The 25,189-nt window shown below is 37.8% G+C and carries 23 protein-coding genes, 1 tRNA gene and 3 rRNA genes; 1 reads left to right on the top strand and 26 read right to left on the bottom strand.

Annotated features, from left to right (window positions below):
- Window positions 1-19: 19 nt before the first annotated feature.
- The 25 genes from comGG to OZX60_00465 all read right to left on the bottom strand — a co-directional run bounded on the left by comGG (window position 20) and on the right by OZX60_00465 (window position 24,010).
- A complete protein-coding gene (comGG, locus tag OZX60_00585) occupies window positions 20-331 on the bottom strand; it encodes a competence type IV pilus minor pilin ComGG (protein WEV45289.1) in 312 nt (103 codons plus the stop codon).
- Window positions 321-773, bottom strand: coding sequence for a competence type IV pilus minor pilin ComGF (gene comGF, locus OZX60_00580; protein WEV45288.1), 453 nt, complete (start codon window positions 771-773; stop codon window positions 321-323). The genes comGG and comGF overlap by 11 nt, the downstream gene beginning before the upstream one ends.
- Window positions 757-1,053 (bottom strand): competence type IV pilus minor pilin ComGE, encoded by a 297-nt coding sequence (gene comGE / locus OZX60_00575; protein ID WEV45287.1) that lies wholly within the window; start codon window positions 1,051-1,053, stop codon window positions 757-759. Before comGE ends, comGF begins: the two co-directional genes overlap by 17 nt.
- A complete protein-coding gene (gene comGD, locus OZX60_00570; protein WEV45286.1) occupies window positions 1,025-1,405 on the bottom strand; it encodes a competence type IV pilus minor pilin ComGD in 381 nt (126 codons plus the stop codon). Before comGD ends, comGE begins: the two co-directional genes overlap by 29 nt.
- A gap of 13 nt (window positions 1,406-1,418) precedes the next feature.
- Complete coding sequence (gene comGC, locus OZX60_00565; protein ID WEV45285.1) at window positions 1,419-1,733, bottom strand: competence type IV pilus major pilin ComGC; 315 nt, start codon at window positions 1,731-1,733, stop codon at window positions 1,419-1,421.
- On the bottom strand, window positions 1,730-2,773 hold the full coding sequence (gene comGB, locus OZX60_00560; protein WEV45284.1) for a competence type IV pilus assembly protein ComGB: 1,044 nt from the start codon (window positions 2,771-2,773) through the stop codon (window positions 1,730-1,732). The genes comGC and comGB overlap by 4 nt, the downstream gene beginning before the upstream one ends.
- Entirely contained in the window at window positions 2,697-3,638 is a 942-nt protein-coding gene (gene comGA / locus OZX60_00555) for a competence type IV pilus ATPase ComGA (GenBank protein ID WEV45283.1), read from the bottom strand. Before comGA ends, comGB begins: the two co-directional genes overlap by 77 nt.
- Window positions 3,639-3,714: 76 nt before the next feature.
- A complete protein-coding gene (locus OZX60_00550) occupies window positions 3,715-4,080 on the bottom strand; it encodes a DUF1033 family protein (protein ID WEV45282.1) in 366 nt (121 codons plus the stop codon).
- Window positions 4,081-4,175: 95 nt separating this feature from the next.
- The gene (locus OZX60_00545; GenBank protein ID WEV45281.1) at window positions 4,176-4,625 is read right to left on the bottom strand and encodes a CoA-binding protein; all 450 of its coding nucleotides are present in this window, start codon (window positions 4,623-4,625) and stop codon (window positions 4,176-4,178) included.
- Window positions 4,626-4,739: 114 nt separating this feature from the next.
- A complete protein-coding gene (gene polA / locus OZX60_00540; protein WEV45280.1) occupies window positions 4,740-7,376 on the bottom strand; it encodes a DNA polymerase I in 2,637 nt (878 codons plus the stop codon).
- A 115-nt stretch (window positions 7,377-7,491) separates the two neighbouring features.
- Window positions 7,492-7,607 (bottom strand): 5S ribosomal RNA (gene rrf / locus OZX60_00535).
- 85 nt (window positions 7,608-7,692) lie between these two features.
- Window positions 7,693-10,596 (bottom strand): 23S ribosomal RNA (locus tag OZX60_00530).
- A gap of 146 nt (window positions 10,597-10,742) precedes the next feature.
- Window positions 10,743-10,815: transfer RNA gene (locus tag OZX60_00525), tRNA-Ala, on the bottom strand.
- 99 nt (window positions 10,816-10,914) lie between these two features.
- A 16S ribosomal RNA gene (locus OZX60_00520) occupies window positions 10,915-12,462 on the bottom strand.
- The 16S, 23S and 5S rRNA genes sit together here with 1 tRNA gene alongside, the layout of an rRNA operon.
- Window positions 12,463-13,000: 538 nt before the next feature.
- Window positions 13,001-13,993 (bottom strand): UDP-glucose 4-epimerase GalE, encoded by a 993-nt coding sequence (gene galE / locus OZX60_00515; protein WEV45279.1) that lies wholly within the window; start codon window positions 13,991-13,993, stop codon window positions 13,001-13,003.
- A 1-nt stretch (window position 13,994) separates the two neighbouring features.
- Complete coding sequence (gene glf, locus OZX60_00510; GenBank protein WEV45278.1) at window positions 13,995-15,125, bottom strand: UDP-galactopyranose mutase; 1,131 nt, start codon at window positions 15,123-15,125, stop codon at window positions 13,995-13,997.
- Between the two features lie 99 nt (window positions 15,126-15,224).
- Window positions 15,225-15,809 (bottom strand): VanZ family protein, encoded by a 585-nt coding sequence (locus OZX60_00505; GenBank protein ID WEV45277.1) that lies wholly within the window; start codon window positions 15,807-15,809, stop codon window positions 15,225-15,227.
- 135 nt (window positions 15,810-15,944) lie between these two features.
- Window positions 15,945-17,363, bottom strand: a complete 1,419-nt coding sequence (locus OZX60_00500; protein ID WEV45276.1) for a flippase — start codon at window positions 17,361-17,363, stop codon at window positions 15,945-15,947.
- Complete coding sequence (locus OZX60_00495; GenBank protein WEV45275.1) at window positions 17,335-18,525, bottom strand: hypothetical protein; 1,191 nt, start codon at window positions 18,523-18,525, stop codon at window positions 17,335-17,337. The genes OZX60_00500 and OZX60_00495 overlap by 29 nt, the downstream gene beginning before the upstream one ends.
- A gap of 73 nt (window positions 18,526-18,598) precedes the next feature.
- On the bottom strand, window positions 18,599-19,768 hold the full coding sequence (locus tag OZX60_00490) for a glycosyltransferase family 1 protein (GenBank protein ID WEV45274.1): 1,170 nt from the start codon (window positions 19,766-19,768) through the stop codon (window positions 18,599-18,601).
- A gap of 20 nt (window positions 19,769-19,788) precedes the next feature.
- A complete protein-coding gene (locus OZX60_00485) occupies window positions 19,789-20,490 on the bottom strand; it encodes a sugar transferase (GenBank protein ID WEV45847.1) in 702 nt (233 codons plus the stop codon).
- 17 nt (window positions 20,491-20,507) lie between these two features.
- The gene (locus tag OZX60_00480; GenBank protein WEV45273.1) at window positions 20,508-21,272 is read right to left on the bottom strand and encodes a tyrosine protein phosphatase; all 765 of its coding nucleotides are present in this window, start codon (window positions 21,270-21,272) and stop codon (window positions 20,508-20,510) included.
- Between the two features lie 20 nt (window positions 21,273-21,292).
- On the bottom strand, window positions 21,293-21,991 hold the full coding sequence (locus tag OZX60_00475) for a CpsD/CapB family tyrosine-protein kinase (GenBank protein ID WEV45272.1): 699 nt from the start codon (window positions 21,989-21,991) through the stop codon (window positions 21,293-21,295).
- Window positions 21,992-22,002: 11 nt separating this feature from the next.
- Window positions 22,003-22,803 (bottom strand): Wzz/FepE/Etk N-terminal domain-containing protein, encoded by an 801-nt coding sequence (locus OZX60_00470; GenBank protein WEV45271.1) that lies wholly within the window; start codon window positions 22,801-22,803, stop codon window positions 22,003-22,005.
- A gap of 115 nt (window positions 22,804-22,918) precedes the next feature.
- Window positions 22,919-24,010, bottom strand: a complete 1,092-nt coding sequence (locus tag OZX60_00465; GenBank protein WEV45270.1) for a hypothetical protein — start codon at window positions 24,008-24,010, stop codon at window positions 22,919-22,921.
- A gap of 254 nt (window positions 24,011-24,264) precedes the next feature.
- On the opposite strand from OZX60_00465, the gene mscL reads away from it, so the two are divergent.
- Complete coding sequence (gene mscL / locus OZX60_00460) at window positions 24,265-24,693, top strand: large-conductance mechanosensitive channel protein MscL (protein ID WEV45269.1); 429 nt, start codon at window positions 24,265-24,267, stop codon at window positions 24,691-24,693.
- Between the two features lie 44 nt (window positions 24,694-24,737).
- Here mscL and OZX60_00455 read toward each other — a convergent pair whose 3' ends face one another.
- The gene (locus OZX60_00455) at window positions 24,738-25,148 is read right to left on the bottom strand and encodes a hypothetical protein (GenBank protein WEV45268.1); all 411 of its coding nucleotides are present in this window, start codon (window positions 25,146-25,148) and stop codon (window positions 24,738-24,740) included.
- Window positions 25,149-25,189 lie beyond the last annotated feature (41 nt).

Below are 25,189 nucleotides of genomic sequence, written 5' to 3'. Positions count from 1 at the left end.
TACCTATACCTATGCATGACTATCGCTCCTTATCCCGGTTAATTTGATAAACCTCTCCGTGATTATGATCAAAGGTTATCCTTAGGATATAGTGATTATCACTAGATTCAAAAAAACAGGAAGCGTCTGTAAAAAGGATGGTTCCTGTTTTTTTATCTCCATCAATCTTTTTAAGGGCTAAATCTGCCATTAACTCTGCCTTAATCCTGTTAGTTTGGGATAATATATTTCTTTGATTTGAAAAAGTAGTAAAAAGATAAAACTCCAAGACCAATGTAAAGACGACAAGTAAAAATAAAACCTGAATTAAGACACCTGCCCTAACCCGCATCCTGTTCCCTCCCTTCAAATCTATAGATCATTGTATATTTTTTCCCGCTAAGAAAGGTTAAATTAAAGGTGACCAGTCCATCACACTCCTCTATCGAAGTTGACTTTAAATTAAAAATCATGGGCTGATAACCACGTCCACTAACATGTGTTTTACGAAAATCAGAACTGTTTTCATTCTGCCCAAAACGAAGATCATTACTTTTTTTAACATACAGGTAATTATGATCAACCTTTATTAATTTACTTCCCTCAAGCTCTTCTCTCAGTAGATTACAAAAGAGTTGCCACTCCAATTGTTCATCCTTCGCCACATAATTAAGCTCCCTACCGACTAAATTTGTAAGTCCACCAACTACTAAGAGGCTTCCCGAAAGGACAATGAGTGCCAGCAAGCATTCTACAAGGGTAAAAGCTTTGACGCTCCTAGTCTTTAACCTCAATCTTAATAGCCTCCCTTTCTCCATCGAAGATGCTAATCCCCTTAGCATCTTCTTTAATCTTCACAGAAATTCCATTTAAATCTAGCCTATCAACCTTTGAGTCATAGGCCATCTTGGCAAGATTTAAAACTTCAAGTTCTCTGATTGATGCCTGGCGCTCCCTCCTATTTTTTTCTAGCTCACATAAAATTAAGCTGGTAATAATTGATAGAACTACCGTAGCAATCAGGGCCTCCAAAAGAATATATCCCTTAACTAACTGTTTTTTTATATTTACCACTCCCCATATAAAGCTGATAGCTTATGTTCTTACTCTGTAAAAGCAGGGATAATTCAATCTTTTGTAGGCTTGAATTTCCTCCCCTTTCAGAAAAAGTTATCCGATATGCCTTTTTAAAGGAAACCATATCTGGCACTCTAATTTCTTTACCCAGATAATATATTTTATCTTCTCTTATTTCTAAGCTTTCATTTTTCCTTTTAACCATACTTTGAAACTGTGTATCATAATAAATTCTTTCAAATTTTAAAATAAATAACTCACCTTCAATTTTAGCCAAGGTTTGGGTAACAGAAGTAGATGAAAGCAGCAAAATTAAAGATACTGCAGACAAGGTTAAAATACTTTCCACTAAAGTAAAGGCCTTAGTCCGGAACCTTAATAGGTTTTTTAGGATTTTTTTCATAGTATTCCTTGTAATTTTTATATTGCTCCTCAGTGATATTATTAGCATCTAAAAGTTTACCCAGACTGGCTTTTTGCCCACTGTTAAGTTCAAATAAATCAGCCTGACTTTCAACTACCTTTACAATAGCTACCTGACCCGATTCATTAATCCGGTCCTTTTGCTTGGCAAGATTTGGAACAAAAAGTAAGATTAAAACACTAATGATTAATAGAACCATAAGCATTTCAATTAGGGTAAAGGCTGCAACTCGTTTTTTAAAAATCTTTTTCATATAAGTCCTTCCATATTTTGATAGATTGGTAGCAGCATGGCCGCATAAACGACAACAATCATAAGGGCTACCAAAAGAAAAATTAAGGGTTGAATCAGGTTAAGTCCCCTATCAATCTGATAGAAAAATTCCCTCCAAGATTCATGGGAGTAAAGCTCAAGCTCCTTGCCTAATTTATCCTTGATTTCCCCGTATTCAATTATTAAAGAGAGCTCCTTTTTAAAAAAAGGATAGGTAAAAATTTTTTCATGAAAGTCGGTTCCTTCTGCCAAAGCGACTTCTAAATCTAAACCAATTTCCCTAAAAAGTTTATTTTCCTGTTGTTGCATTATCCCTGCAATGGTTCGCATTTCAATACCCTGTCCAAAAAGATTGCCCCATTCCCTGGCATAATAAGCAGTTAAATATAAACTAATAATTTTTCCTACATAGGGAAAAGGCATAAGTAGGCTATAATTTGAAATAGCTGGTCGTCTTTTAAGGTAAATAAGTACTAGAAAAATAAGTAAACCTAAACCTCCTAGAAATGAAAGAAAAATTACTGGAAGTCTTCCAATAAATCCTGCAAGTACTGTTCCTTTTTCTAATTGTGGAAAAAGATAGGTGTTTAGCCCTAGCATGATAACTAGTAAAAAGAAAAGGAGAATCAGTGGATAGGTCGAAACCTGAATTAATTTCTTGCGAATATCACACATTCTTTTCAAATTTTTTTCAATTAAATCTAAGGCCAAAATTAAATTTCCATGGTGGTCTGCTAGAGCTACCTGGGTTACAACATTATTAGAAAAACCTAGATCCTCAAGAATAGCCGATAAATTCTTCCCCACAAGTAAGCCTTTATTCATAAGATTCGTAAATTCCTTAGATACTAGCCTACTGCGGGATAAAAAATCGATGACCTCAGACAAGGTAAAGGAACTTGCTAGAAGATTATTCATCAACTGGATAAGCCTAATCTGCTGTTTAAGGGCTAATTTCTTCTGCTTTTTTCTGAGTAAGGGAGATATGTCCACCTTCAAATAACTGAGTAAGTTGTTCATTCCACTTGCCTCCTCCGTGATTAAAAAAGTCTTCAGTCTCTAAATCAATCAACACTCGTCCTCCAATCAGCCTTTGGTAAGTAATTGCTGAAAGACAGTTATCAAGCTCGTCCCTTTTAATACCAAGCTCTAAGAGTCTATGATAAACACCCCTTATACTTCTGGCATGAATGGTTGAAAATACAGTATATCCTGTAAGACTTGCCCGAATGACAGCTCGCGCAGTTTTTGCATCACGAATTTCTCCTACAATTACTAAATCTGGCATATGCCTAAGAGACAGTTTAATCAAGTTATCATAGTCATTACCGATACTTTCATTTATTTGAAGTTGCAAAAAATCATCCTGAATTATCTCAACCGGATCTTCAATTGATATGACCTGTCTACCGTCAAACTTACTATGGGCAAGAAGGTACATTAAGGTGGTTTTACCACTACCAACAGGACCTGAGAAAAGATATAATCCCCGACGATTAATCATTTTTTCTGCCTGCTTTTTCCCCTCAAACCAAAATTGAGGTGTATCTTCCTCCTGATACAAGAGTCTAATTACTAAACTCTCAAAGCCAAAGGCATCTCCTGTAGTCGAAAGTCTAAGTCTACGGGATTTATTTTCAGTAAATTCATAGAGACAAGAGCCCAGCTGAGTGCGCCTTTTTTCACCGACGTTCATTCCCGAAAGGTATTTGAAATGAGATATTAAGGCAGTGGCTTCTTTTATATCCAAAAGCTCAGATAAAATATTTCCAGCAGATGATCTAAACCTTAAGTCATACTTATCTTTTTTGGGTAGGAAATAAATATCCTGAATACCTCCATTTACTGCCTCCTCTATAATCTTCTTAGCCCTCTTAAGAATCATAAATTGTCCTCCTATCATCTAATACGAAAAAATTATTTCTTATTAACAAAAAAAATACCCCTTGATGGGGTATTTTTTACTTATCTTTTCTTTTACAGGATTTAAAGGGAGTACAGCCTGTTTTCTTTGAATAGGCCCACCTTTTTTCATAACTTGTTACCGGCTGCCAATCTTCTAAAAGTGTCAAAGAATGGTACTGCTGTAAATCATCACCGCATTCCTCACACCAGACCTGCTCTCCCCGGTCCCAGAAGGTTGCTAAAAAATCAGACCTACTTAGAAACTGTTCATAACAACAAACAGCCTGGCCCAGATTTTCCTTGTAGAATTTTAAGGCTGAGTAAAAGTCCTTAAATTCCTTAAATTCGATTATGTCCTTTTTCCAGTCATCAAAGAACCACCAAGGTTCAGTATCACCAAATAATTTAACTACCTGATACATATCAATAGTAAAAGACCTCTCTGTCTTTCCCTCCTTTCCGTATATAAAACTACGTTCATTCTAACAACTTATAAAACATTTACCAAAGAATTTGCCTACATTTCAAGATTAGACTCTTCTTCCATTCTTGCTAGTTCAATCTTAGTACAACGGTTCATTACAATTTTTTCCCTTTTAGAAGACCTAAGAATTTGTTCTGCCTCCTCATTTTGAAGACCAAGTTGTGCCCAGAATACATCTGCATCTGTTTGCAGGAAATCATGTGCAACCTCAGAAAGAAGATCGCTTCTTCGAAAGACATCAACTATATCAACGTGGAAGGGAATATCTTTTAAGCTAGCATAAACCTTCTGGCCTAGGATTTCTTCACCTGCAAACCTTGGATTTACAGGCACAATTTTATAACCATGTTCTTGAAGAAACCTAGCAACCCGGTTACTTGCCTTCCCTTCGTCACTACTAAGCCCAACTACTGCAATAACCTTAGCATCTTTTAAGTATTGATCAATTACCTGATTTTCTGGATTTCTAAATTCAAAACTCATACTATTCCTCCTGATTAGATAAGTTAATTCTATCACATTTTCTTTATATAAAGGCATGCTCTTTCTAAAAAATATAAAAAATAACAGCCTGGATTAAAATCCAAGCTGTCATCATTATTTGGCATCATACCAAGTTATACCACTATCTTCATCAGCAATCAGTGGAACCTTTAATTTTATAGCATCTTCCATGGTTTCTTTGACAATCTTCTTAACTTCCTCTAGTTCCTCATTCGGAACTTCTAAAACAATTTCATCGTGAACCTGTAAAAGCATCCTTGATTTGAAATTACCCGAAGTTAATTTTAAGTCAAGATTTATCATGGCAACCTTTAAAATATCAGCAGCACTTCCTTGAATAGGCGAGTTGATGGCTGTCCTTTCAGCAAACTGACGGACATTGAAATTACGGGCATTAATGTCTGGTAATTTACGACGTCTATTATAAAGTGTCTCCACATAGCCCTTATCTTTGGCAAAGCGGACGATATCTTCCATGTATTTTTTAATACCAGGATAGCGGTCAAAATATGTATCAATGTATTTTTTGGCTTCAGCCCTTGAAATCCCTAAATTTTGAGAAAGTCCAAAATCAGATATCCCGTAGACTACACCAAAGTTTACAGCCTTGGCATTCCTTCGGTCATTTGCTGAAACGTCCTTTGGATCCTTAATATCAAATACCCTTTGGGCTGTTGAGGTATGAATATCATCCCCTCGTTCAAAGGCCGCAATCAGATGCTCATCACCAGAAATATGAGCTAAAACCCTAAGCTCAATTTGAGAGTAGTCGCTTGATAAAAGAACACTGTCAGACCATTCCGGAACAAAGGCCTTCCTAATTTTTCTTCCTTCTTCCAAACGAATTGGAATATTTTGAAGGTTGGGTTCAACACTACTTAAGCGACCAGTTTGGGTCAAATCTTGAAGGTATCTGGTATGAATTTTACCATCAGGAGAGATTTCATTACCCAGACCCTGTACGTAAGTTGACTGAATTTTTGCCAGCTGGCGGTACTGAAGAATATATTTTACAATTGGTGCCTGAGGGGCAAGGGTCTCCAGGACATCAACAGCAGTGGAATAACCGGTCTTAGTCTTCTTAATGACTGGAAGCCCCATTTTTTCAAAAAGAATTACCCCAAGCTGCTTGGAAGAATTAATATTGAATTCTTCTCCGGCTAATTGGTAAATAGTTGTTGTTAACTCATCAATGGTAGTTTGATTTTCCCTACCAATTTCATCCAATGTGGTCTGATTAACTTTAATTCCGCGGATCTCCATCTTTGCTAAAACATTAGAAAGAGGGAGTTCAATCTTGGATAAAAGCTGCTCCTGAGAGTTTTCAACTAAATCCTTTTGCATTAAATCCTTTGATTCAATCAAAACTTTTAACTTACGTGCCAGATGATCAAAGAGAACTGTATCCTCAGGTATGGCAAGTTTTGCACCTTTTCCGTAAACCTCATCATCACTGGCAAGAAAATCCAAGTCATAAAAATTTGCAATGGTTGAAATTTTATTGTCTTCAGTAGTACTAATCAAATATTTAGCAAGCATACTATCAAATGCAACTAAAGGATAATCAACATCTGCTCGGTACAATAAAACCTTATTTTTCTTAAAATCATAGGTATTTTGCGGAATTTTAAATTTATCAGATTCTAATAGAAGCGTATTCTTAGAAACATAAATTTTTTCCTTATCACCCCAAGCAAAACCAATAATATCAGACTTATGATAGGATTCTCCTAAGATTTCAAGATAAAGAAATTGATCCTTATTAAAATCAAGTTCTAAAAGTTCTTCTTCACTATCGATAACATGAAACTTAATTTCTTTTTTCTCTAGGTCTAAATCTAGACCAAGTTCTTGTCCTGAAGTCACATCATCTTTAAACTTTTTGAAGCCCATTCGGTCATAAAAAGCTATTAATTTTTCCAAATCTGGTCCATCATACTTGGTGTCTTTTAAAGAAATTTCGATTGGGGAATCAAGATCAATTGTTGCTAATTCCTTAGACATGAAAGCTTGATCACGATCATTAATCAAATTTTCCTTCATTTTAGACTGCTTCATTCCATCGATATTTTCATAAATACCCTCAAGACTGCCATATTCTAAAAGAAGTTTAATTCCTGTCTTCTCTCCGATTTTTGTTACACCAGGAATATTATCAGATTTATCACCCATAAGAGCTTTTAAATCGATAAACTGAGAAGTTGTAAGGCCTAATTTGTCCATAAGATAGGCAGGAGTATAGGTTTCAAGTTCACCAACTCCCTTAACGGTAATTTCAACTGTTGTTTTATCTGTTGTTAGCTGGGTTAAATCCCTATCACCACTCACAACTGTAATATGTTCAAAGCCTTCAATCTCAGCTCGGTGAGCAAGGGTTCCTATAATATCATCAGCCTCATAGTTATCAAGTTCATAGTGCTTAATCCCTAATGATTCAAGCATTTCCTTAATAAAAGGAAGCTGTTCTCTAAATTCTCCTGGTGTTTTAGCGCGACCGCCTTTATAGTCAGGATACATCTGAGTTCTAAAAGTTGTCTTACCAGCATCAAAGGCTACTAAAATATGATCTGGATTAACATTTGATATTACATTTGACAGCATGGTATGGAAACCATAGATTGCATTGGTATGAAGGCCATTAGGCGATTTAAACCTATCAATTTGATTGTAAAGTGCAAAAAAAGCTCGAAAAGCAATTGAGCTTCCATCTATTAATAATAATTCTTTCATATAATCCCCTGAATTTTAAGATACTCTAATGATAACATATTTAAAATAAAAAAACCTTTATGGTTTCTGGACTTTAACTAAAATAAAAAAAGAAGCCCTCAGGCTTCTTTAGTTCGCTTGGCGCCTACCTTATCTCACAGGGGGCAACCCCCAACTACTTCCGGCGTAACGAGACTTAACTTCTGTGTTCGACATGGGAACAGGTGTATCTCTCGTGCAATAAGCACCAAACTTGTTTGTAATCTTTCGATCACTCAAAATTGAATAATTTCTTCTATAACTCGAAACAACTTCAAATGTTGCTTGACTCTTATTTTAGGATAAGTCCTCGAGCGATTAGTACTAGTCCGCTACATGTGTCACCACACTTCCACTTCTAGCCTATCTACCTGATCATCTTTCAGGGCTCTTAACCAATAATTGGTGGGAAATCTCATCTTGAGGTGGGCTTCGCACTTAGATGCTTTCAGCGCTTATCCCTTCCCTACATAGCTACCCAGCGATGCTCTTGGCAGAACAACTGGTACACCAGCGGTAAGTCCATCCCGGTCCTCTCGTACTAAGGACAGATCCTCTCAAATTTCCTACGCCCGCGACGGATAGGGACCGAACTGTCTCACGACGTTCTGAACCCAGCTCGCGTGCCGCTTTAATGGGCGAACAGCCCAACCCTTGGGACCGACTACAGCCCCAGGATGCGACGAGCCGACATCGAGGTGCCAAACCTCCCCGTCGATGTGAACTCTTGGGGGAGATAAGCCTGTTATCCCCAGGGTAGCTTTTATCCGTTGAGCGATGGCCCTTCCATACGGAACCACCGGATCACTAAGCCCGACTTTCGTCCCTGCTCGATTTGTAGATCTCGCAGTCAAGCTCCCTTATACCTTTACACTCTATGAATGATTTCCAACCATTCTGAGGGAACCTTTGGGCGCCTCCGTTACCTTTTAGGAGGCGACCGCCCCAGTCAAACTGCCCGTCAGACACTGTCTCCCACCATGATTAATGGTGCGGGTTAGAGTAGCCATAACACAAGGGTAGTATCCCAACAACGCCTCATCATACACTGGCGTGCATGAATCATAGGCTCCTACCTATCCTGTACATGTGGTACAGATACTCAATATCAAACTGCAGTAAAGCTCCATGGGGTCTTTCCGTCCTGTCGCGGGTAACCTGCATCTTCACAGGTACTAAAATTTCACCGAGTCTCTCGTTGAGACAGTGCCCAAATCGTTACGCCTTTCGTGCGGGTCGGAACTTACCCGACAAGGAATTTCGCTACCTTAGGACCGTTATAGTTACGGCCGCCGTTTACTGGGGCTTCAATTCATACCTTCGCTTACGCTAAGCACTCCTCTTAACCTTCCAGCACCGGGCAGGCGTCACCCCCTATACATCATCTTACGATTTAGCAGAGAGCTGTGTTTTTGATAAACAGTCGCTTGGGCCTATTCACTGCGGCTGACTTAAAGTCAGCGCCCCTTCTCCCTAAGTTACGGGGCCATTTTGCCGAGTTCCTTAACGAGAGTTCTCTCGCTCACCTGAGGCTACTCGCCTCGACTACCTGTGTCGGTTTGCGGTACGGGTAGATATTATTTAAACGCTAGAAGCTTTTCTCGGCAGTGTGACATCACATACTTCGCGACCTTAGTCGCTTCCCCATCACAGCTCAATGTTAGAAGTACAAGCATTTGACTCATACTACACCTCACTGCTTAGACCAGAATCCATTAACTGGCACATGTTAGCCTACTGCGTCCCTCCATCACTATAATATCTAGTACAGGAATATCAACCTGTTGTCCATCGGATACGCCTTTCGGCCTCTCCTTAGGTCCCGACTAACCCAGGGCGGACGAGCCTTCCCCTGGAAACCTTAGTCTTACGGTGGACAGGATTCTCACCTGTCTTTCGCTACTCATACCGGCATTCTCACTTCTATACGCTCCAGCACTCCTCACGGTATACCTTCGGCGCTGTATAGAACGCTCTCCTACCAATTACTTAAAAAGTAATTCCACAGCTTCGGTAATATGTTTAGCCCCGGTACATTTTCGGCGCAGGGTCACTCGACTAGTGAGCTATTACGCACTCTTTGAATGATAGCTGCTTCTGAGCTAACATCCTAGTTGTCTGTGCAACCCCACATCCTTTTCCACTTAACATATATTTTGGGACCTTAGCTGGTGGTCTGGGCTGTTTCCCTTTCGACTACGGATCTTAGCACTCGCAGTCTGACTGCCGTACATATGTCATTGGCATTCGGAGTTTATCTGAGATTGGTAATCCGGGATGGACCCCTCACCCAAACAGTGCTCTACCTCCAAGACATTTAAATTACGACGCTAGCCCTAAAGCTATTTCGGAGAGAACCAGCTATCTCCAAGTTCGTTTGGAATTTCTCCGCTATCCACAAGTCATCCAAGCACTTTTCAACGTACTCTGGTTCGGTCCTCCAGTGAGTTTTACCTCACCTTCAACCTGCTCATGGATAGGTCACATGGTTTCGGGTCTACATCATGTTACTAAAGCGCCCTATTAAGACTCGCTTTCGCTACGGCTCCGACTCTTCATCTTAACCTCGCAACATAACGTAACTCGCCGGTTCATTCTACAAAAGGCACGCTCTCACCCATTAACGGGCTCGAACTTGTTGTAGGCACACGGTTTCAGGTGCTATTTCACTCCCCTTCCGGGGTTCTTTTCACCTTTCCCTCACGGTACTGGTTCACTATCGGTCACTAGGGAGTATTTAGACTTGGGAGATGGTCCTCCCGGATTCCGACAAGATTCCTCGTGTCTTGCCGTACTCAGGATACTGCTAGGTATACATTCTATTTCGATTACGAGGCTATTACTCTCTCTGGCTTACCTTTCCAGGTAATTCTTCTATAAAATGTAAGTCCACGTTGCAGTCCTACAACCCCAAGGGACAAGTCCCTTGGTTTGGTCTTCTTCCGTTTCGCTCGCCGCTACTCAGGAAATCGCATTTGCTTTCTCTTCCTGCAGCTACTTAGATGTTTCAGTTCACTGCGTCTTCCTTCTCATACACTATGTATTCATGTATGGATAACATCCATTAGATGTTGGGTTCCCCCATTCGGAAACTCACGGATCATCGCTTACTTACAGCTCCCCGTGAAATATCGTAGTTAGTCACGTCCTTCTTCGGCTCCTAGTGCCAAGGCATCCACCGTGCGCCCTTATTAACTTAACCTTTAATTTTGAATTATTAAATTCAGTTATAAGTTTTGATTTCTTCGTTTTTAAACTCTTTAAATCACAGCATTTTCGGTTTATTTCTTTGTTATATTAGAAATTATTCAATTTTCAATGATCGATTGGTAGTCATTCAACTACCTATGGAGCCTAGCGGGATCGAACCGCTGACCTCCTGCGTGCAAAGCAGGCGCTCTCCCAGCTGAGCTAAGGCCCCAATCTTCTTTGAGAAGATATATATCTTGTTTTAGGTATAAACCTCTCAAAACTAAACAATGCAAAACTAAATGTGCAGGTATCCTCGTATTTTCCTTAGAAAGGAGGTGATCCAGCCGCACCTTCCGATACGGCTACCTTGTTACGACTTCACCCCAATCATCTATCCCACCTTAGGCGGTTGGCTCCTTACGGTTACCTCACCGACTTCGGGTGTTACAAACTCTCGTGGTGTGACGGGCGGTGTGTACAAGGCCCGGGAACGTATTCACCGCGGCGTGCTGATCCGCGATTACTAGCGATTCCGACTTCATGTAGGCGAGTTGCAGCCTACAATCCGAACTGAGAGAAGCTTTAAGAGATTAGCTTGCCGTCACCGGCTTGCGACTCGTTGTACTTCCCATTGTAGCACGTGTGTAGCCCAGGTCATAAGGGGCATGCTGATTTGACGTCATCCCCACCTTCCTCCGGTTTATTACCGGCAGTCTCGCTAGAGTGCCCAACTTAATGATGGCAACTAACAATAGGGGTTGCGCTCGTTGCGGGACTTAACCCAACATCTCACGACACGAGCTGACGACAACCATGCACCACCTGTATCGAGTGTCCCGAAGGAACTCCCTATCTCTAGGGATAGCACTCGTATGTCAAGACCTGGTAAGGTTCTTCGCGTTGCTTCGAATTAAACCACATGCTCCACCGCTTGTGCGGGCCCCCGTCAATTCCTTTGAGTTTCAACCTTGCGGTCGTACTCCCCAGGCGGAGTGCTTAATGCGTTAGCTGCGACACTCAGGGGTGGATACCCCCGAACATCTAGCACTCATCGTTTACGGCGTGGACTACCAGGGTATCTAATCCTGTTTGCTCCCCACGCTTTCGAGCCTCAGCGTCAGTTACAGTCCAGAGAGCCGCTTTCGCCTCCGGTGTTCCTCCATATATCTACGCATTTCACCGCTACACATGGAATTCCACTCTCCTCTACTGCACTCAAGTTCACCAGTTTCCAATGCTTACAATGGTTGAGCCACTGCCTTTTACATCAGACTTAATGAACCGCCTGCGCTCGCTTTACGCCCAATAAATCCGGACAACGCTTGCCACCTACGTATTACCGCGGCTGCTGGCACGTAGTTAGCCGTGGCTTTCTGGTAAGATACCGTCAGCCAGTGATCTTTCCACTATCACTGGTGTTCTTCTCTTACAACAGAGTTTTACGATCCGAAAACCTTCTTCACTCACGCGGCGTTGCTCGGTCAGACTTTCGTCCATTGCCGAAGATTCCCTACTGCTGCCTCCCGTAGGAGTCTGGGCCGTGTCTCAGTCCCAGTGTGGCCGATCACCCTCTCAGGTCGGCTATGTATCATCGCCTTGGTGAGCCTTTACCTCACCAACTAGCTAATACAACGCGGGTCCATCTCATAGTGTACCAATTGGCACTTTCAACTCTGTATCATGTGATACTAAGTGTTATGCGGTATTAGCTACCGTTTCCAGTAGTTATCCCCCTCTATAAGGCAGGTTACCCACGCGTTACTCACCCGTTCGCTGCTCATCCATCTAGTACAAGTACCAGATTTCAGCGCTCAACTTGCATGTATTAGGCACGCCGCCAGCGTTCGTCCTGAGCCAGGATCAAACTCTCATATAAATTATGAGCAGACTCTTAAGAGTCACTAGCTCGCTTTTGTTGCTTTATTTATTGTCAAAATTGACAGTTGAATGTTTAAACATTCACCCTGCACATTTGGTTTGTTTTGCTTTGTTCAGTTTTCAAAGGTCTATCGTCATCTCTTGCGAGACAACTTCATTAGTTTATCAAAACTTGTTTTACTTGTCAACTACTTTTTTAAAGTTTTTTTGACTCAAGTTTTAAGCTGTTGCCCTCAGACAACTTTTATAGTTTACTATGACTAGAAGTCTTTGTCAACTACTTTTTTAACTTTTTTCTTAGTTATTTAACTGGATTAATTAACTAAGTGTTGCCCTCAAGCAACTTTGTTAGTTTACCATCTATAGGACACTCTGTCAACATGTTTTTTTAACTTTTTTCAAAGTCTTAAATCACAATAAGTTGACCTGCCCTTGACAGTGTTATTATTCTATCAAATACTGTAAAGGCTGTCAACTGGTTTTCTTGATTTTTTTTACCATTAATAAAAAATAGGTGATAAATTACCACCTATTTTTTAGTCCTCATATCCATTTGGATGTTTTTTATGCCAGGTCCAGGCTGTTTGAACGATATCATCAATCTTCTGATAAGATGGTGACCAACCTAAAATGTCTTTAGCTTTTTGGCTTGATGTATATAAGCTGTCTGGATCTCCTGGTCTGCGGTCAGCTAAAACTGCTGGAATTTCATGACCAGTAACCCTTCTAGCAGCTTCAAGAATCTCAAGATTAGAGAATCCTTTTTGGCTACCAAGATTGAATACCTGAGGTTTACCACCTGCTTTTAGATATTCCAGAGCCTTGATATGAGCATCAATTAAATCTTCAACTTGAACATAATCACGCACATTTGTTCCGTCTGGTGTATTGTAGTCATTACCATATATTTGGATATTTTCTCTTTTTCCTAGGGCTACTTGCATTAAAAGAGGAATTAGGTGAGTTTCACAGGTATGTGCTTCACCTATTGAGCCATCACTTTTAGCTCCAGCTACATTAAAGTATCGTAAAGCTACATAGGTCATGTCAGTAGCCTCACTTTGCCACTTCATGATTTGCTCCATCATGAGCTTACTTTGTCCGTAAGGATTGATTGGAAGAGTCATAGTTTCTTCAGATATAGGCATGGTCTCAACTTTTCCAAAGGTTGCAGCTGTACTTGAAAAGACGATATGCTTAATATCAAATTCCTGCATAACTTCAAGAAGAGCTATTGCCCCGTAAGTGTTGTTATCAAAGTATTTAAGGGGATTTTCCATAGACTCTCCCACAAGAGAAGAAGCACAAAAATGCATGATTCCTTCTATATTAGCAACCTCTTTAAATACCCCGCGCATGAAATCTTTATCCCTGATATCTCCTTTATAGAAGGGAACATCTTTTGGAAGGGATTTAAGGTGTCCTGTTGATAGGTTGTCAACAACAGCTACTTCATATCCTTTTGCTAATAATTGATCGACTGCGTGGCTTCCAATGTAGCCAGCTCCACCTAGAACTAAAACTGTCATGTTATTTACCAAATTCTCTTTCTACTTCTTTAAGAGCAGCATTGAATACTTGATCCATGTCATAGTATTGATAGTTACCTAAACGTCCACCCATGATTACATTATCAAGTTTATCGGCTTCTTTACGGTATTTTTTGAAGATTTCACTATTTTTTAGGTCATTTACTGGATAGTAGGCTTCCTTAGAACGGTCCCAATCTTGCGGATATTCTTTTGTAAGGATGGTTACATCATCATTACCCTTTTGGTCAAAATGACGCCATTCCATCACTCGAGTATAAGGAACCTCACGCTCTGTATAGTTGATTACGGCATTTCCTTGTTGATTATCAGTCGCAAATTTTTCAGATTCAAAACGGACTGATCTGTACTCTAATTCCCCATGTTTATAGTCAAAGAATTGATCAATCATTCCTGTATAAACAATGCGTGGGAATTCTTTTAAATATTCTTCTTTGTTTTCAAAGAAATCAGTGTCAGTTTGAACATCAATCAAATCTGACTCAAGCATCTTATCAAAAATTGCAGTATATCCGTCCACTGGTACCCCTTGGTAACGGTGGTTGAAATAGTTGTTGTCAAAGATGTAGCGTACTGGTAGTCTTCTAATGATAAAGCTTGGTAATTCAGTTGCTAGACGCCCCCATTGTTTTTCAGTGTAGCCTTTAATTAATTTTTCATAAATATCAGTACCAATTAAAGAGATAGCTTGTTCTTCAAGGTTTTTCGGTGTTCCTGTAATACCAGCTTCTTTTTTCTGCTCTTCAATCTTTGCCTTAGCCTCTGCTGGAGTTTTAACGCCCCACATTTGGTAGAAGGTGTTCATATTGAATGGGAGATTATAAAGTTTGTCCTTATAGTTAGCCACAACTTGGTTAATATAGCCATTAAATTCAGTAAATTTATTTACATAGTCCCAAACATCCTTGTTATCTGTATGGAAGATATGCGCTCCGTATTCATGAACATTTATTCCTTCGTCCTTGTAGGTATACATATTACCACCGATATGCGGACGACGTTCTATTATCAGACTGCGTTTCCCCCTTTGGGCTGCTTCATGGGCAAAAATTGATCCATAAGGTCCTGCACCAACGATTAAATAATCGTAATTCTTAGTATTGAACTCCATTAAAAACTCCTCAAAACAATCTATTCTTAATTAATTTCCTCCTCAATTTTACCATATATGTTAATGATAATACAATGTTTGTTAAATGATAATACATAACTAAACAATGGTAAATTTACCCTTGTTCTTAATAAATGAAAAATAACCAATTGAGCAACCAATAAAATTAAGCATAATATCACTAATACCAAAGGTCCCCAGATAAAAAAGATACTGGATGGTCTCTACTCCAAGAAGGGTCAAAAGGGAGATAAAGACAAATTCTTTTTTCCCGGCCTGAAAGCCGTAGATTACCCCCAGAGGAATAAAGTAAATCAGATTTAACAGGGCCTCTCTCAAGTCCTTAACTGACATGTCTCTAAGAAAATCAAAGGGATCAAGGGACAGGGCATGATAGTGTTCAGCCTTTGTAAAAAGGACGACAAAAAGGAGAAAAACGTAGATAGTAGCTGCCATATAGGTATAGATGACAAAGATTTTTTTAAGCTCCCACTGGATGTAAAGGAGCCAGACAAGCAGGGTGGTCATAAGAATCAAGACCTCCTTGGTATAGGTAAAACGGGCCATTATTCTTGCTAGGCGTGGATATTCAGCAAGGGTTGGGTAGGCCAGATGCTGAACTAAAAAATAAGATAGGCCAAAGGATAGGGCTAAAGCCAGGATATATTTCAGATAAACTTTCATAGTTTCCTTTCATTTCACAAAATAATTCATTAATTTTACTCGAGTTTACTTAAATTTTTCCAGTAAGTATAAACTTTTTATGAAAAATTTTCAAATATAAAAACCGTCTACACCTATGGTAAACGGTTTTTTGACTTAAATTTTCTTTATCATTTTTTTAGCTTGTCCGATAATCGGTGCTCTTAAAATTACAATAAGAAGGGCATAAATCACAATCCCTAGGAAAACTTGAATCATAAAGTAAAGGGCCTTACCTGGCATGATATCGTTCATAAAACGAACTACAAACATCATGGCAGTTGATGCCAGAACATATTTCCAAGTACCCTTGAATAGGTAGCCGATGTCAAGAGTATATCTGACATAGTAAAGTTGAACCAAGGTTACTATAATTTCAGATAGAACAGTTGCTATCACGGCTCCGTAAATTCCCCACAGAGTAATCATGATGAAATTTAGTAGTAAATTAACAAGAGCTCCTGAAACGACTGAGATTGTAAAATACTTGGTCTGATTGGTTGGTAACAGGTACTGGGTTCCCAAGACATTACTCCAACCAATGAAGATTACAATCAGGCTAAGAATCGGAAGTAGTTTCCCAACAATGGCAAAATCTTCCGTTAAAAACCAGGTTGAAAACTTGGGTGCAATGGCAGCAAGTCCTAAAGACATAGGGAAGCAGATGGCACTTACAAAGTCAAAGGAGGTGTATAAATATCTTTTGACCTCTTCTTTTTGTCCCTTGGCAAAGGTGTTTGCGACCCGCGGCAGCATAACTGTCCCCGTAGCAGTAACAACAGCTAGAACGATTTTTACAATCTTGTCTGTATTCTCATAGTAACCGGAACTTTCAACCCCTGTAACTAGACCCAGCATGGTTTTGTTTAACACCAAATAAACCTGAGTGGCAATTTGAGGGATAAAAAGACTTATTGAAGGACTTAAATGAACCCTTAAATTCATCTCCTTAAAATTCGGTGGATAAATCATCTTCTCCATATAAGGCCAAAGGGTCAAATTACCAAGAAGAGTAGATAGGCTGATGATTAAGATATAAATTCCTGTATCAGAGCTTGTTCTAACAAAGGCAAAGATAGCAATTAGCGATAAAAGTCTAACCAGGATATTCCTTAAAACGGTCTTTTTAAAATCTTCAATTCCCATAAAGAACCATGAGATGTCAAAGGCTGCGGCAATGATTAAAAGAGACTGGTAGAAATAGTAAATCTTAAAATTTGATACCAGACCTAAAAAGATCAGAAAGCAGACATAACTTACAAAGATACAAATAAAGCGTAGGAAGGTAATCTCCCAGAAACTTTGGCTTAGTTTTTCCTTGTTGTCCCTATTATAGGCAATGGTTCTATTTCCATAAAGATTGACCCCAATACTTCCAAATAAAATAAAGTACTGGATAATCGAGTTAGTAAAGGCATTTATCCCAACCCCTTCAGCTCCCAAAACACGCGCAATGTAGGGAACTGTGACTAGAGGAATTATGAGGATAAATATTTGATAACCTATATTATAAAGGTAGTTTTTTATTAATTTCATATTCCCCTTCTTCACATAAATCAAATAGCAAACTAAATGAGGTAACCATAAATGGATTTAAAGATAGTTTAACGGACTTGTTATCAGCTATATCATACAAAATAATGGCAAACATTATAACAAACAACTTAAAGTTATTTCCAAATAAGGTTTTTCTCACATTAGAAAAAATATATAAAATATAAAGGATATAGATTAATAGACCTTGTAGAAGTAAAAGACTAACTGGTAGTGAATCTAAATAAAAGTACTCAAATCCTACAGGAAGCTCCTGCCTTCCTCCAAATCCATATTGAAGGATGTTCTGTCCAAATAACTTAATTGGATAATCCTGTAGTCCCTTCCACGATAAATAAATCCTGTTAGTCAATAACTTATCTACCGATATATAAAGTTGTGATGACGATACATAGTGTTGACAGAAGTAAATAAAGTATATTGGAAGTCCTGTGCAAAATACTGTCAGAATTACCTTCATCCACGTCGAAGAAAAGAAGCCATCAATTTTAACAAACATTGTTAAAATCAAATATAATATATAAACAACAAGCAGATAGAAAACCAACCTGTTATCTGTTGTCTTATAAAGAAAGAAAGTAACTACTGAAATTCCTAAGATATCCCAAATTCTAATTTTTTCTCTTATGTAGCTATACTGTAAGATTAAAAGAAATACCATCGAACCTAAAATCGTAGGATAACTTGTTCCAAATGAATGTCTTATTACTAGGTCTCTCTCATAGGTTAAGTCAAGAATGATACCCATTCGACTTAAAAGCATCGTGAATAATAAAGATCCAAGTCCAAGAAAAAAAGTTAGTTTAATTATTTTATGTCTATTTATACCTCTTGCAGCAAGCATGGTCAAAAACAATTCCATAAACTCAAGATTTTGAGTTGCTAGAAAACTTCCAAGCAAAAGAAAAAAGATTATAAAGTAGATTATAAATTCATTAACTTTAAAACTGTCAAAAAATATTATTTTGACAGCAAAAATGAAGATAGCAAAATATCCTAGAAGGGTAAATACAATTTGTGGTAGTAGATTCCCCACTAAGGTCAAACTAAAGAAATTAGGAATGAATATGCTTATAAAACCTATTAAGAATAGCAGATATCCCTTTTCCATATTATTAGTTTTACCAGAATATTCTCTATTCATAATTCCTCCCATATCCGGCTTATAAAAATTATTGATTATAAAATCATAATGTTATTTAAATAAATTATTCCTATTAATTTTTTAAAAATAAATCTTCATACTTGCTAACAATTCCGTCCCAAGAGAATCTATCTGCGATTATCTTTTTAGAAATTGCTTCTAAGTCTGAATAGTCTTCTACATTTTTTTCAAGGTCATTAATCAGAAGATTAAGGTTGTCCTTGTCCCAATAAAGGGCTCCATCTTCTCCAACCTCTCTATTAAATCCAACATTTAATAAAAGGTTTAACTTGGTTGACGCAAGGGCCTCTAAAAGAGATGGGTTAGTTCCACCAACCTCATGTCCATGAATATAAGCAAAGGCATTTTCCCTAATATATTTTAGAAGCTCCTGATTATAAACAGTACCAACAAACTTAATTCTTAAATCCTTATCAAAGCCTGTATCCTGCTTTAATTTATCGAAAAACTTGTTCTCTTCAACATTTGTAATCAGTACAAAGTCCTTTTTACTGTCAGACTTCATAAACTCACGTATCATTGTTTCATAGTTGTTTTCTGGAACAAAACGACCAACTACTAAATAATAGTTATTAGGTGTAACTTCCTTTTGGCTAAACCAGTCAATAACATCTTTAGAATTTGAGCCAAACTTGCTCTTATCTACATCAGTCCCGTAAGCAATGTAAGTTGTTTTTGGGTGATAAGCTTTATAGTCTTCTAAAATATATTTTTCAATATTTTTACTGTCACAAATTAAAAGATCTGCATGCTTAACCATTAGTTTCTCAGAAATTTTCCAGTACTTTCTAACTGGATAGCTCCATTTGGCCCTCATCCACTCATGACCATCAGGATTAATAAATAACTTTCCACCTATCTTTTCAATCTTCTTCTTGAAGCTTCCAATGAAAGGCCCAATCCTACAAGCTAGAATATAGAAAATAGGATCCTTATCCTGATTTTTCTCAGCTAATTTAATGGCATGGTTTAGAGCAGCAACATCATAGTAGATGGCTTTAGCAGGTCCAATATTTGGAATGTCGATACTAAAACAATCTGCACCGTGATAGGTGAAGCTGTCTTCTTTTATATTAGACTTAAGACTATTTTCCCTAGTACAAGCTACGTGGTACTTAATTTGATTACTTTTTTGATTCTGTACAAGTTTGTCTACAAAGGTTTCAAACCCACCGTATTTGGCAGGTATCCCCTTTGATCCGATTATATAGATATTTTTCATTATACTTCCTAAATATTTTCTTACATTCCTTCGTTTGGTTTAAGAATAACCAAAAATGTTTTACCGATGATAAGCAGGTCAAAGCCTAGTGAGCGTCTTTGGATATATTCCAAGTCTCTATCCAGCATTCCCTCAAAACCTGTGCTGTTACGCTCGTTTACCTGCCACCAACCAGTACATCCCGGCTTAACTAGAAGCCTTTGTTTGTGATGGTCACTGTAAGTTGCTACTTCCCTTGGTAGGGGAGGTCTTGGCCCAACCAAAGACATATCTCCTTTGAGAACATTCCAAAGTTGTGGTAGCTCATCGATACTTGTTTTACGGATAAATTTCCCAATTTTAGTAATCCTTGGGTCATCTTTCATCTTAAACATGGCTCCATCAACCTCATTTTTATGAAGTAGATCATCCAGTTTTTTCTCAGCATCGACACACATTGACCTTATTTTAAACATTTTAAATTCTTCTTCATCTTTTCCCACCCTAATTTGAGAAAAGAAAATAGGACCCTTAGGATCTTCTATCTTCATTGATATAGCTACAATTAGAATAATAGGACTTGCTACAACTAAACCAACGGAACTTAAAATAATATCTAGCAGTCTTTTAAAAAATTCATAAGACTTTTTTGAATCCAATTGTTCAGGTTCAATCCACACTTCATTTTTTGAATAAACTGCCCTTATTTTATTATTACTGACCATCTGTTGCTCTTCACTCATAAAACTCACCCATCCTCCTAAAATAAACCAAATTTTTTCTTCCTGATTTCTGAGTACTCAGGTCTAATTACAGGGTCTCCGTTTAAAAGATCCCTTGCTACCTGCTCCATGTACTCAACCTTCTCCTTACCAAAATCTTTACCTATTGCCTTATAGGCTTCTTTCAAATAAAAATTTCGATGTTTTAAATTATGGGCATCTGAGGCTACCATTTGAACCATATTATGCTTAACCATAAGTTTTGCTGTTTTTTGGATTGACTTACCAAATACCCCAACATAGCTTGGCGCTGTAAGTTGAGCTAAAACTCCCATATCTAGAAAATCAATCAATTTATTAGGTTCCTCCCTGAAAACGGCATTTCTTTCAGGGTGTACAATCACGGGTGTATGACCTCTTGAGATCAATTCGACAAAAATTTGTTCAGAATAGCTTGGAACATCGATGGTTGGAAATTCAATAAGAATGTATTTATTGTCCAAATCAGTAAATAAAATTTCACCCCTGTCGATATCATCAATCAAACTACCTGTTATTCTAACCTCTTGACCTTCCAAGACGGTTAGTGGAATATCTCTTTTATCAAGTTCATCCTGGAGGGCTTCAACCCTAGGAATTACTTTTGATGCTGGATTATCATATTTGCCATTATTATGGTGGGGAGTACAGAGGATATGAGTAATTCCTTGGCTCACAGCCTTGTTAGCCATATCCATGCTGTCTTCAATCGTTTGTGCCCCATCATCTACTCCAGGTAAAATATGACAGTGTAAATCAATCATAATTTCTCCCCTTAGTTTAATTAAGCTCCGTAGTAGTAGTACCCTTGATCTGCAGTATTTTTGGCACCGTTATAAATTACTCCTAAAACATTGGCATTAACCATTTGAAGTAAGTTTTTGGCCTTAAATAAGGTATCTTTTCTTGAAATACCTTCTCTGACAACCATAAGAGTTCCATCAACTTTTGATGACATAATTTGAGCATCCGTAACTGCTACTACTGGCGGCATATCAAAGATAACAAAATCAAAGTTTTCCCTTACCTCTTGAAGGATTTCATTCATTCTTACTGATCCTAAAAGTTCAGATGGGTTGGGTGGTTTTGGTCCACTTGTCATAATAGATAGGTTAGGAATCCCACTATCTTGAACAACATCCATGGCTCCTTGAGAGGTAGTAAGGGTTGTGCTTAACCCTCCTACATTTGGAAGCATGAAAGTTTTAGCAACTGTTGGTTTACGCATATCAGCATCGATTAAAAGTACCTTTTGACCAGAGTTTGCAAAAACAACTGCTAGGTTGGCTGATGAAGTTGATTTTCCTTCACTAGGTCCTGATGAGGTCATAACGATTGTTTTTATTTCATTGTTAACAGTTGATGCAAATTGAATGTTGGTGCGGATGGTACGATACTGCTCTGAAATCGGTGACGATTTGTCCATTAGAGTTATTAAACTAACCCCTTGTGTTTTTTGTTTTTTTCTATCTTTTTTAGCCATTTCAAACTCCCTTATACTCTTGAACGACGACGTCTCGTACTCTGATCATCAGTAGATTCAGAATCATTTGTAGCTCTTTCAAAACGTTCTTCTCTTGATGATTTTTTGCCCTTGTAAGTGGCACTTAATTCCTTGGCCGTCATTTGTGGTACAGTACCTAATATTGTAAGTCCTAAACTATCAGTGATAAATTTAGAATCTTTAACAGTCCTGTCAAGCTGTTCCATAATGAAAGATAAACCTACACCCACAAATAAACCAACAAGAACTCCAACTGCAAGATTCTTTTTAGGACTTGGTGAAACTGGATTTAGATTTGCTTCAGCCTTTGAGATAATTGAGATTTTATCAACATTCATTACGTCTTTAACATTTTCCTTAAAGACTTGAGCTGTTGTATTAGCAATGTGCTCTGAATTAATTGGATTATCAGTTTTTGCACTTATTGAGAACATAAGTGAATTCTGCGTTTGAGTAACAGAAATACTCTTTCTAAGTTCTTCTGAAGTCATAGAAAGCCCGTAATCTGATGATAATTTTTCTTTAACTTGATTAATTACTAAATCCCCTGTTACTAGAGTCTTATAGGTATTAATCATCTGTAAATTCCCATTCACATCATTAGCATTTGTTGTTTTATCAGCTTGCGGTAGAGTTACAATCAGCTGAGACTGTGAACTATACTTAGGAGTCACCACAAAAAATGTTACAAAGGCTGCCAGACCTAACCCCATTAATCCTGTAATAATAATTAATGACAAATGCTTCTTCAATATCTCAAAGATATCATGCACGTTTACTTTTTCCTCCAAAACACCACGTTCCTTTTCTTACTTATAATTTTTTTAATTTACGAGTTTAAAACTCAAATTACTAACATTTAGAATTTATTCAAACTGAAATTTTGAAATCTCAGCCGGCTTAAAATTACTGAGCCGTTTGGCTAGTTATTTCTGAATTTGCAGCTGGGTCAGTCGCTCCTGCTCCCTCATTTCCAGTTGCTGGGGTTGAGGTTTCATTACCAGTTGATGGACTAGTAGGAGTTGGATCAACTACTACTGCACCTGATGACTCACCTGTACCCGAACTAGCAGGTGGGGTCACAACAGATGTTCCATTTGACGGGGTCACTGGGATCTGATTGCCCGTACTTGGAACATATCCTGAACTAGTACCTCCTAAAGAATTGTTAGGTACAACAGCTACCACATCATCTTCTTCAGAACTACTTGAAGTGCTACTTTCAACCTGCCTATTTTTCACATTTAGCTGGTTTAAAATTTCTTGAGCTTTTTCTGAATACTTATCTTGCAGCTCTGTATTTTTCACTTCCTTAATTTTATCCACTAAAAGATTATAAGTTGCTAGTGTAGCATAAGAGGTTATTTCTCCTTCACTAAGTGATTTATCAATAATACCTTCAATGGTATCAGATAGGTTTATCTGATCTTCTATCTTAGCTAAATAGCCTGTAGCTACTTCTTTCCACTTACCACTATTTTCAACAATTTTTGTTTTTAAATCATTTAATTTAGCCTCATCTGTATCAGATTTAATGATTATGTCATCACTTGCTTCCTGCCAGTTTGTTATAGGGGCGGTTAATAAATTATTTATTGAATTTTGATTGTCAACTTTTTGCTGAATATCCTTTAAGATACTAGATGCCTTATCCTTTTTGTCAGTAAGATTTTTGGCTTCTGCCGGAAGATCTGATGCCTTAACTTTAAAGTCATTAACTGAAACTTTAATTGAGCCTAAGCGGTCTGCAATTTCTTTCAATTTATCAGCATTCACATCACTAACTAAGGTGTCATGTGATACATCGGAATAGAATTTGTTAAGATCATTTGTTATATCGTCGATAGCTTTAACATCTTTTTCCACAACTAATTGAGCGTATTTAACCCTTTGATCTTCCATCTTTTTAGCCTTTGATTTAAGACCAAAAAAACATATAACCACTGTTATTACAGCGATAGTTACCATTAGTAAAATTTTTCCAAAAGTACTCCTCATCCCTCATTTCCTTTATCTTTATTATATAATAACTCATCCTATAGTATAACCTAATCCTAGGCAATATTAAAGAGTTTTTATTTTTAAAAGTAAAAAAATGCACAAATTATGATATTTTTTTCACTACTTTTATGTATTATTTGTTCGTATTAAAACAAGTATATCTATAGGTTAGACGCTTACTCATGTTTTATTTGAATTAATATGTTATTATGATTGTATACCTTATTTTGAAAGACGACGGAGGGAATTATATGTTTAAATCTTTTGCAAAAGAGTTTAAAGATTTTATTATGAAGGGTAACGTCCTAGACTTAGCCGTTGGTGTAATTATCGGAGGAGCCTTTACGGCTATCGTAAGCTCACTTACAACCAATCTGATTACACCACTTCTAGGTATTTTTCTACCTAGTAAGGATGCTTTTGATAGCTTGACCTTTAAAGTAGGCGGAGCAACCTTTGGTATCGGGGCCTTTATCAATAGTGTAATAACATTTTTAATAACAGCGCTTGTTGTTTTTGTTTTAGTTAAAATAGTCAATACTGCCTTGTCTGCTGGGAAAAAAGAAGAAGATACAGAAGCTCCTAAGGTTGATCCTCAAATCGAGCTACTTACTGAAATTAGAGATCTCTTGAAAAAGGAAGAAGAAAAGAACATCCATAAGACAGCTAGAAGAAAATAATTTTTTGCATATAAAAAAACATCCAAGAATTTGGATGTTTTAATTTAAGCTAAGTCATTTGCTACTTGGACCCCGCGCTCTGGTAAAAATTCTGCCAGAAAGGGAGCTACATTTGCATCTTTACATGCAAGTAAGTAGGTGACACCATTTTTAAACAAGACTTTAAGGCCTAAGTCCTCTGAAAGTTCAGGGGTTTTCTTTTTCTCCTCAAAATCTTCTACCATATTGAAAAATTTTATCCTTTCAATGTCAGAATAGGTCCAGATAAATACTTCCTGTCTAGTAGACTGATCCTTGTCAGCAAATAAAGTAATTTCAATTGTTTCTTCCTCAAAGGAAAGTTCAGCAAGAGCTTCATTATCGCTGTCACCACTAGGATATTTTTTTCCTTTAAAGGCGATAATAACTGGTAAAGCCACGCGCGTGCTATCCTTCAAAAATGTTTCTCTGTTCATAAAGAACCTCCCTTGGTTTCAAAAAACTACAATGATTACAA

The organism is Streptococcaceae bacterium ESL0687 (genome assembly GCA_029392475.1).
In the GTDB taxonomy this organism is placed as follows: Bacteria; Bacillota; Bacilli; order Lactobacillales; family Streptococcaceae; genus Floricoccus.
Note: the sequence above shows the minus strand (reverse complement) of the source record. Positions and strands in the feature narration are given on the sequence as shown.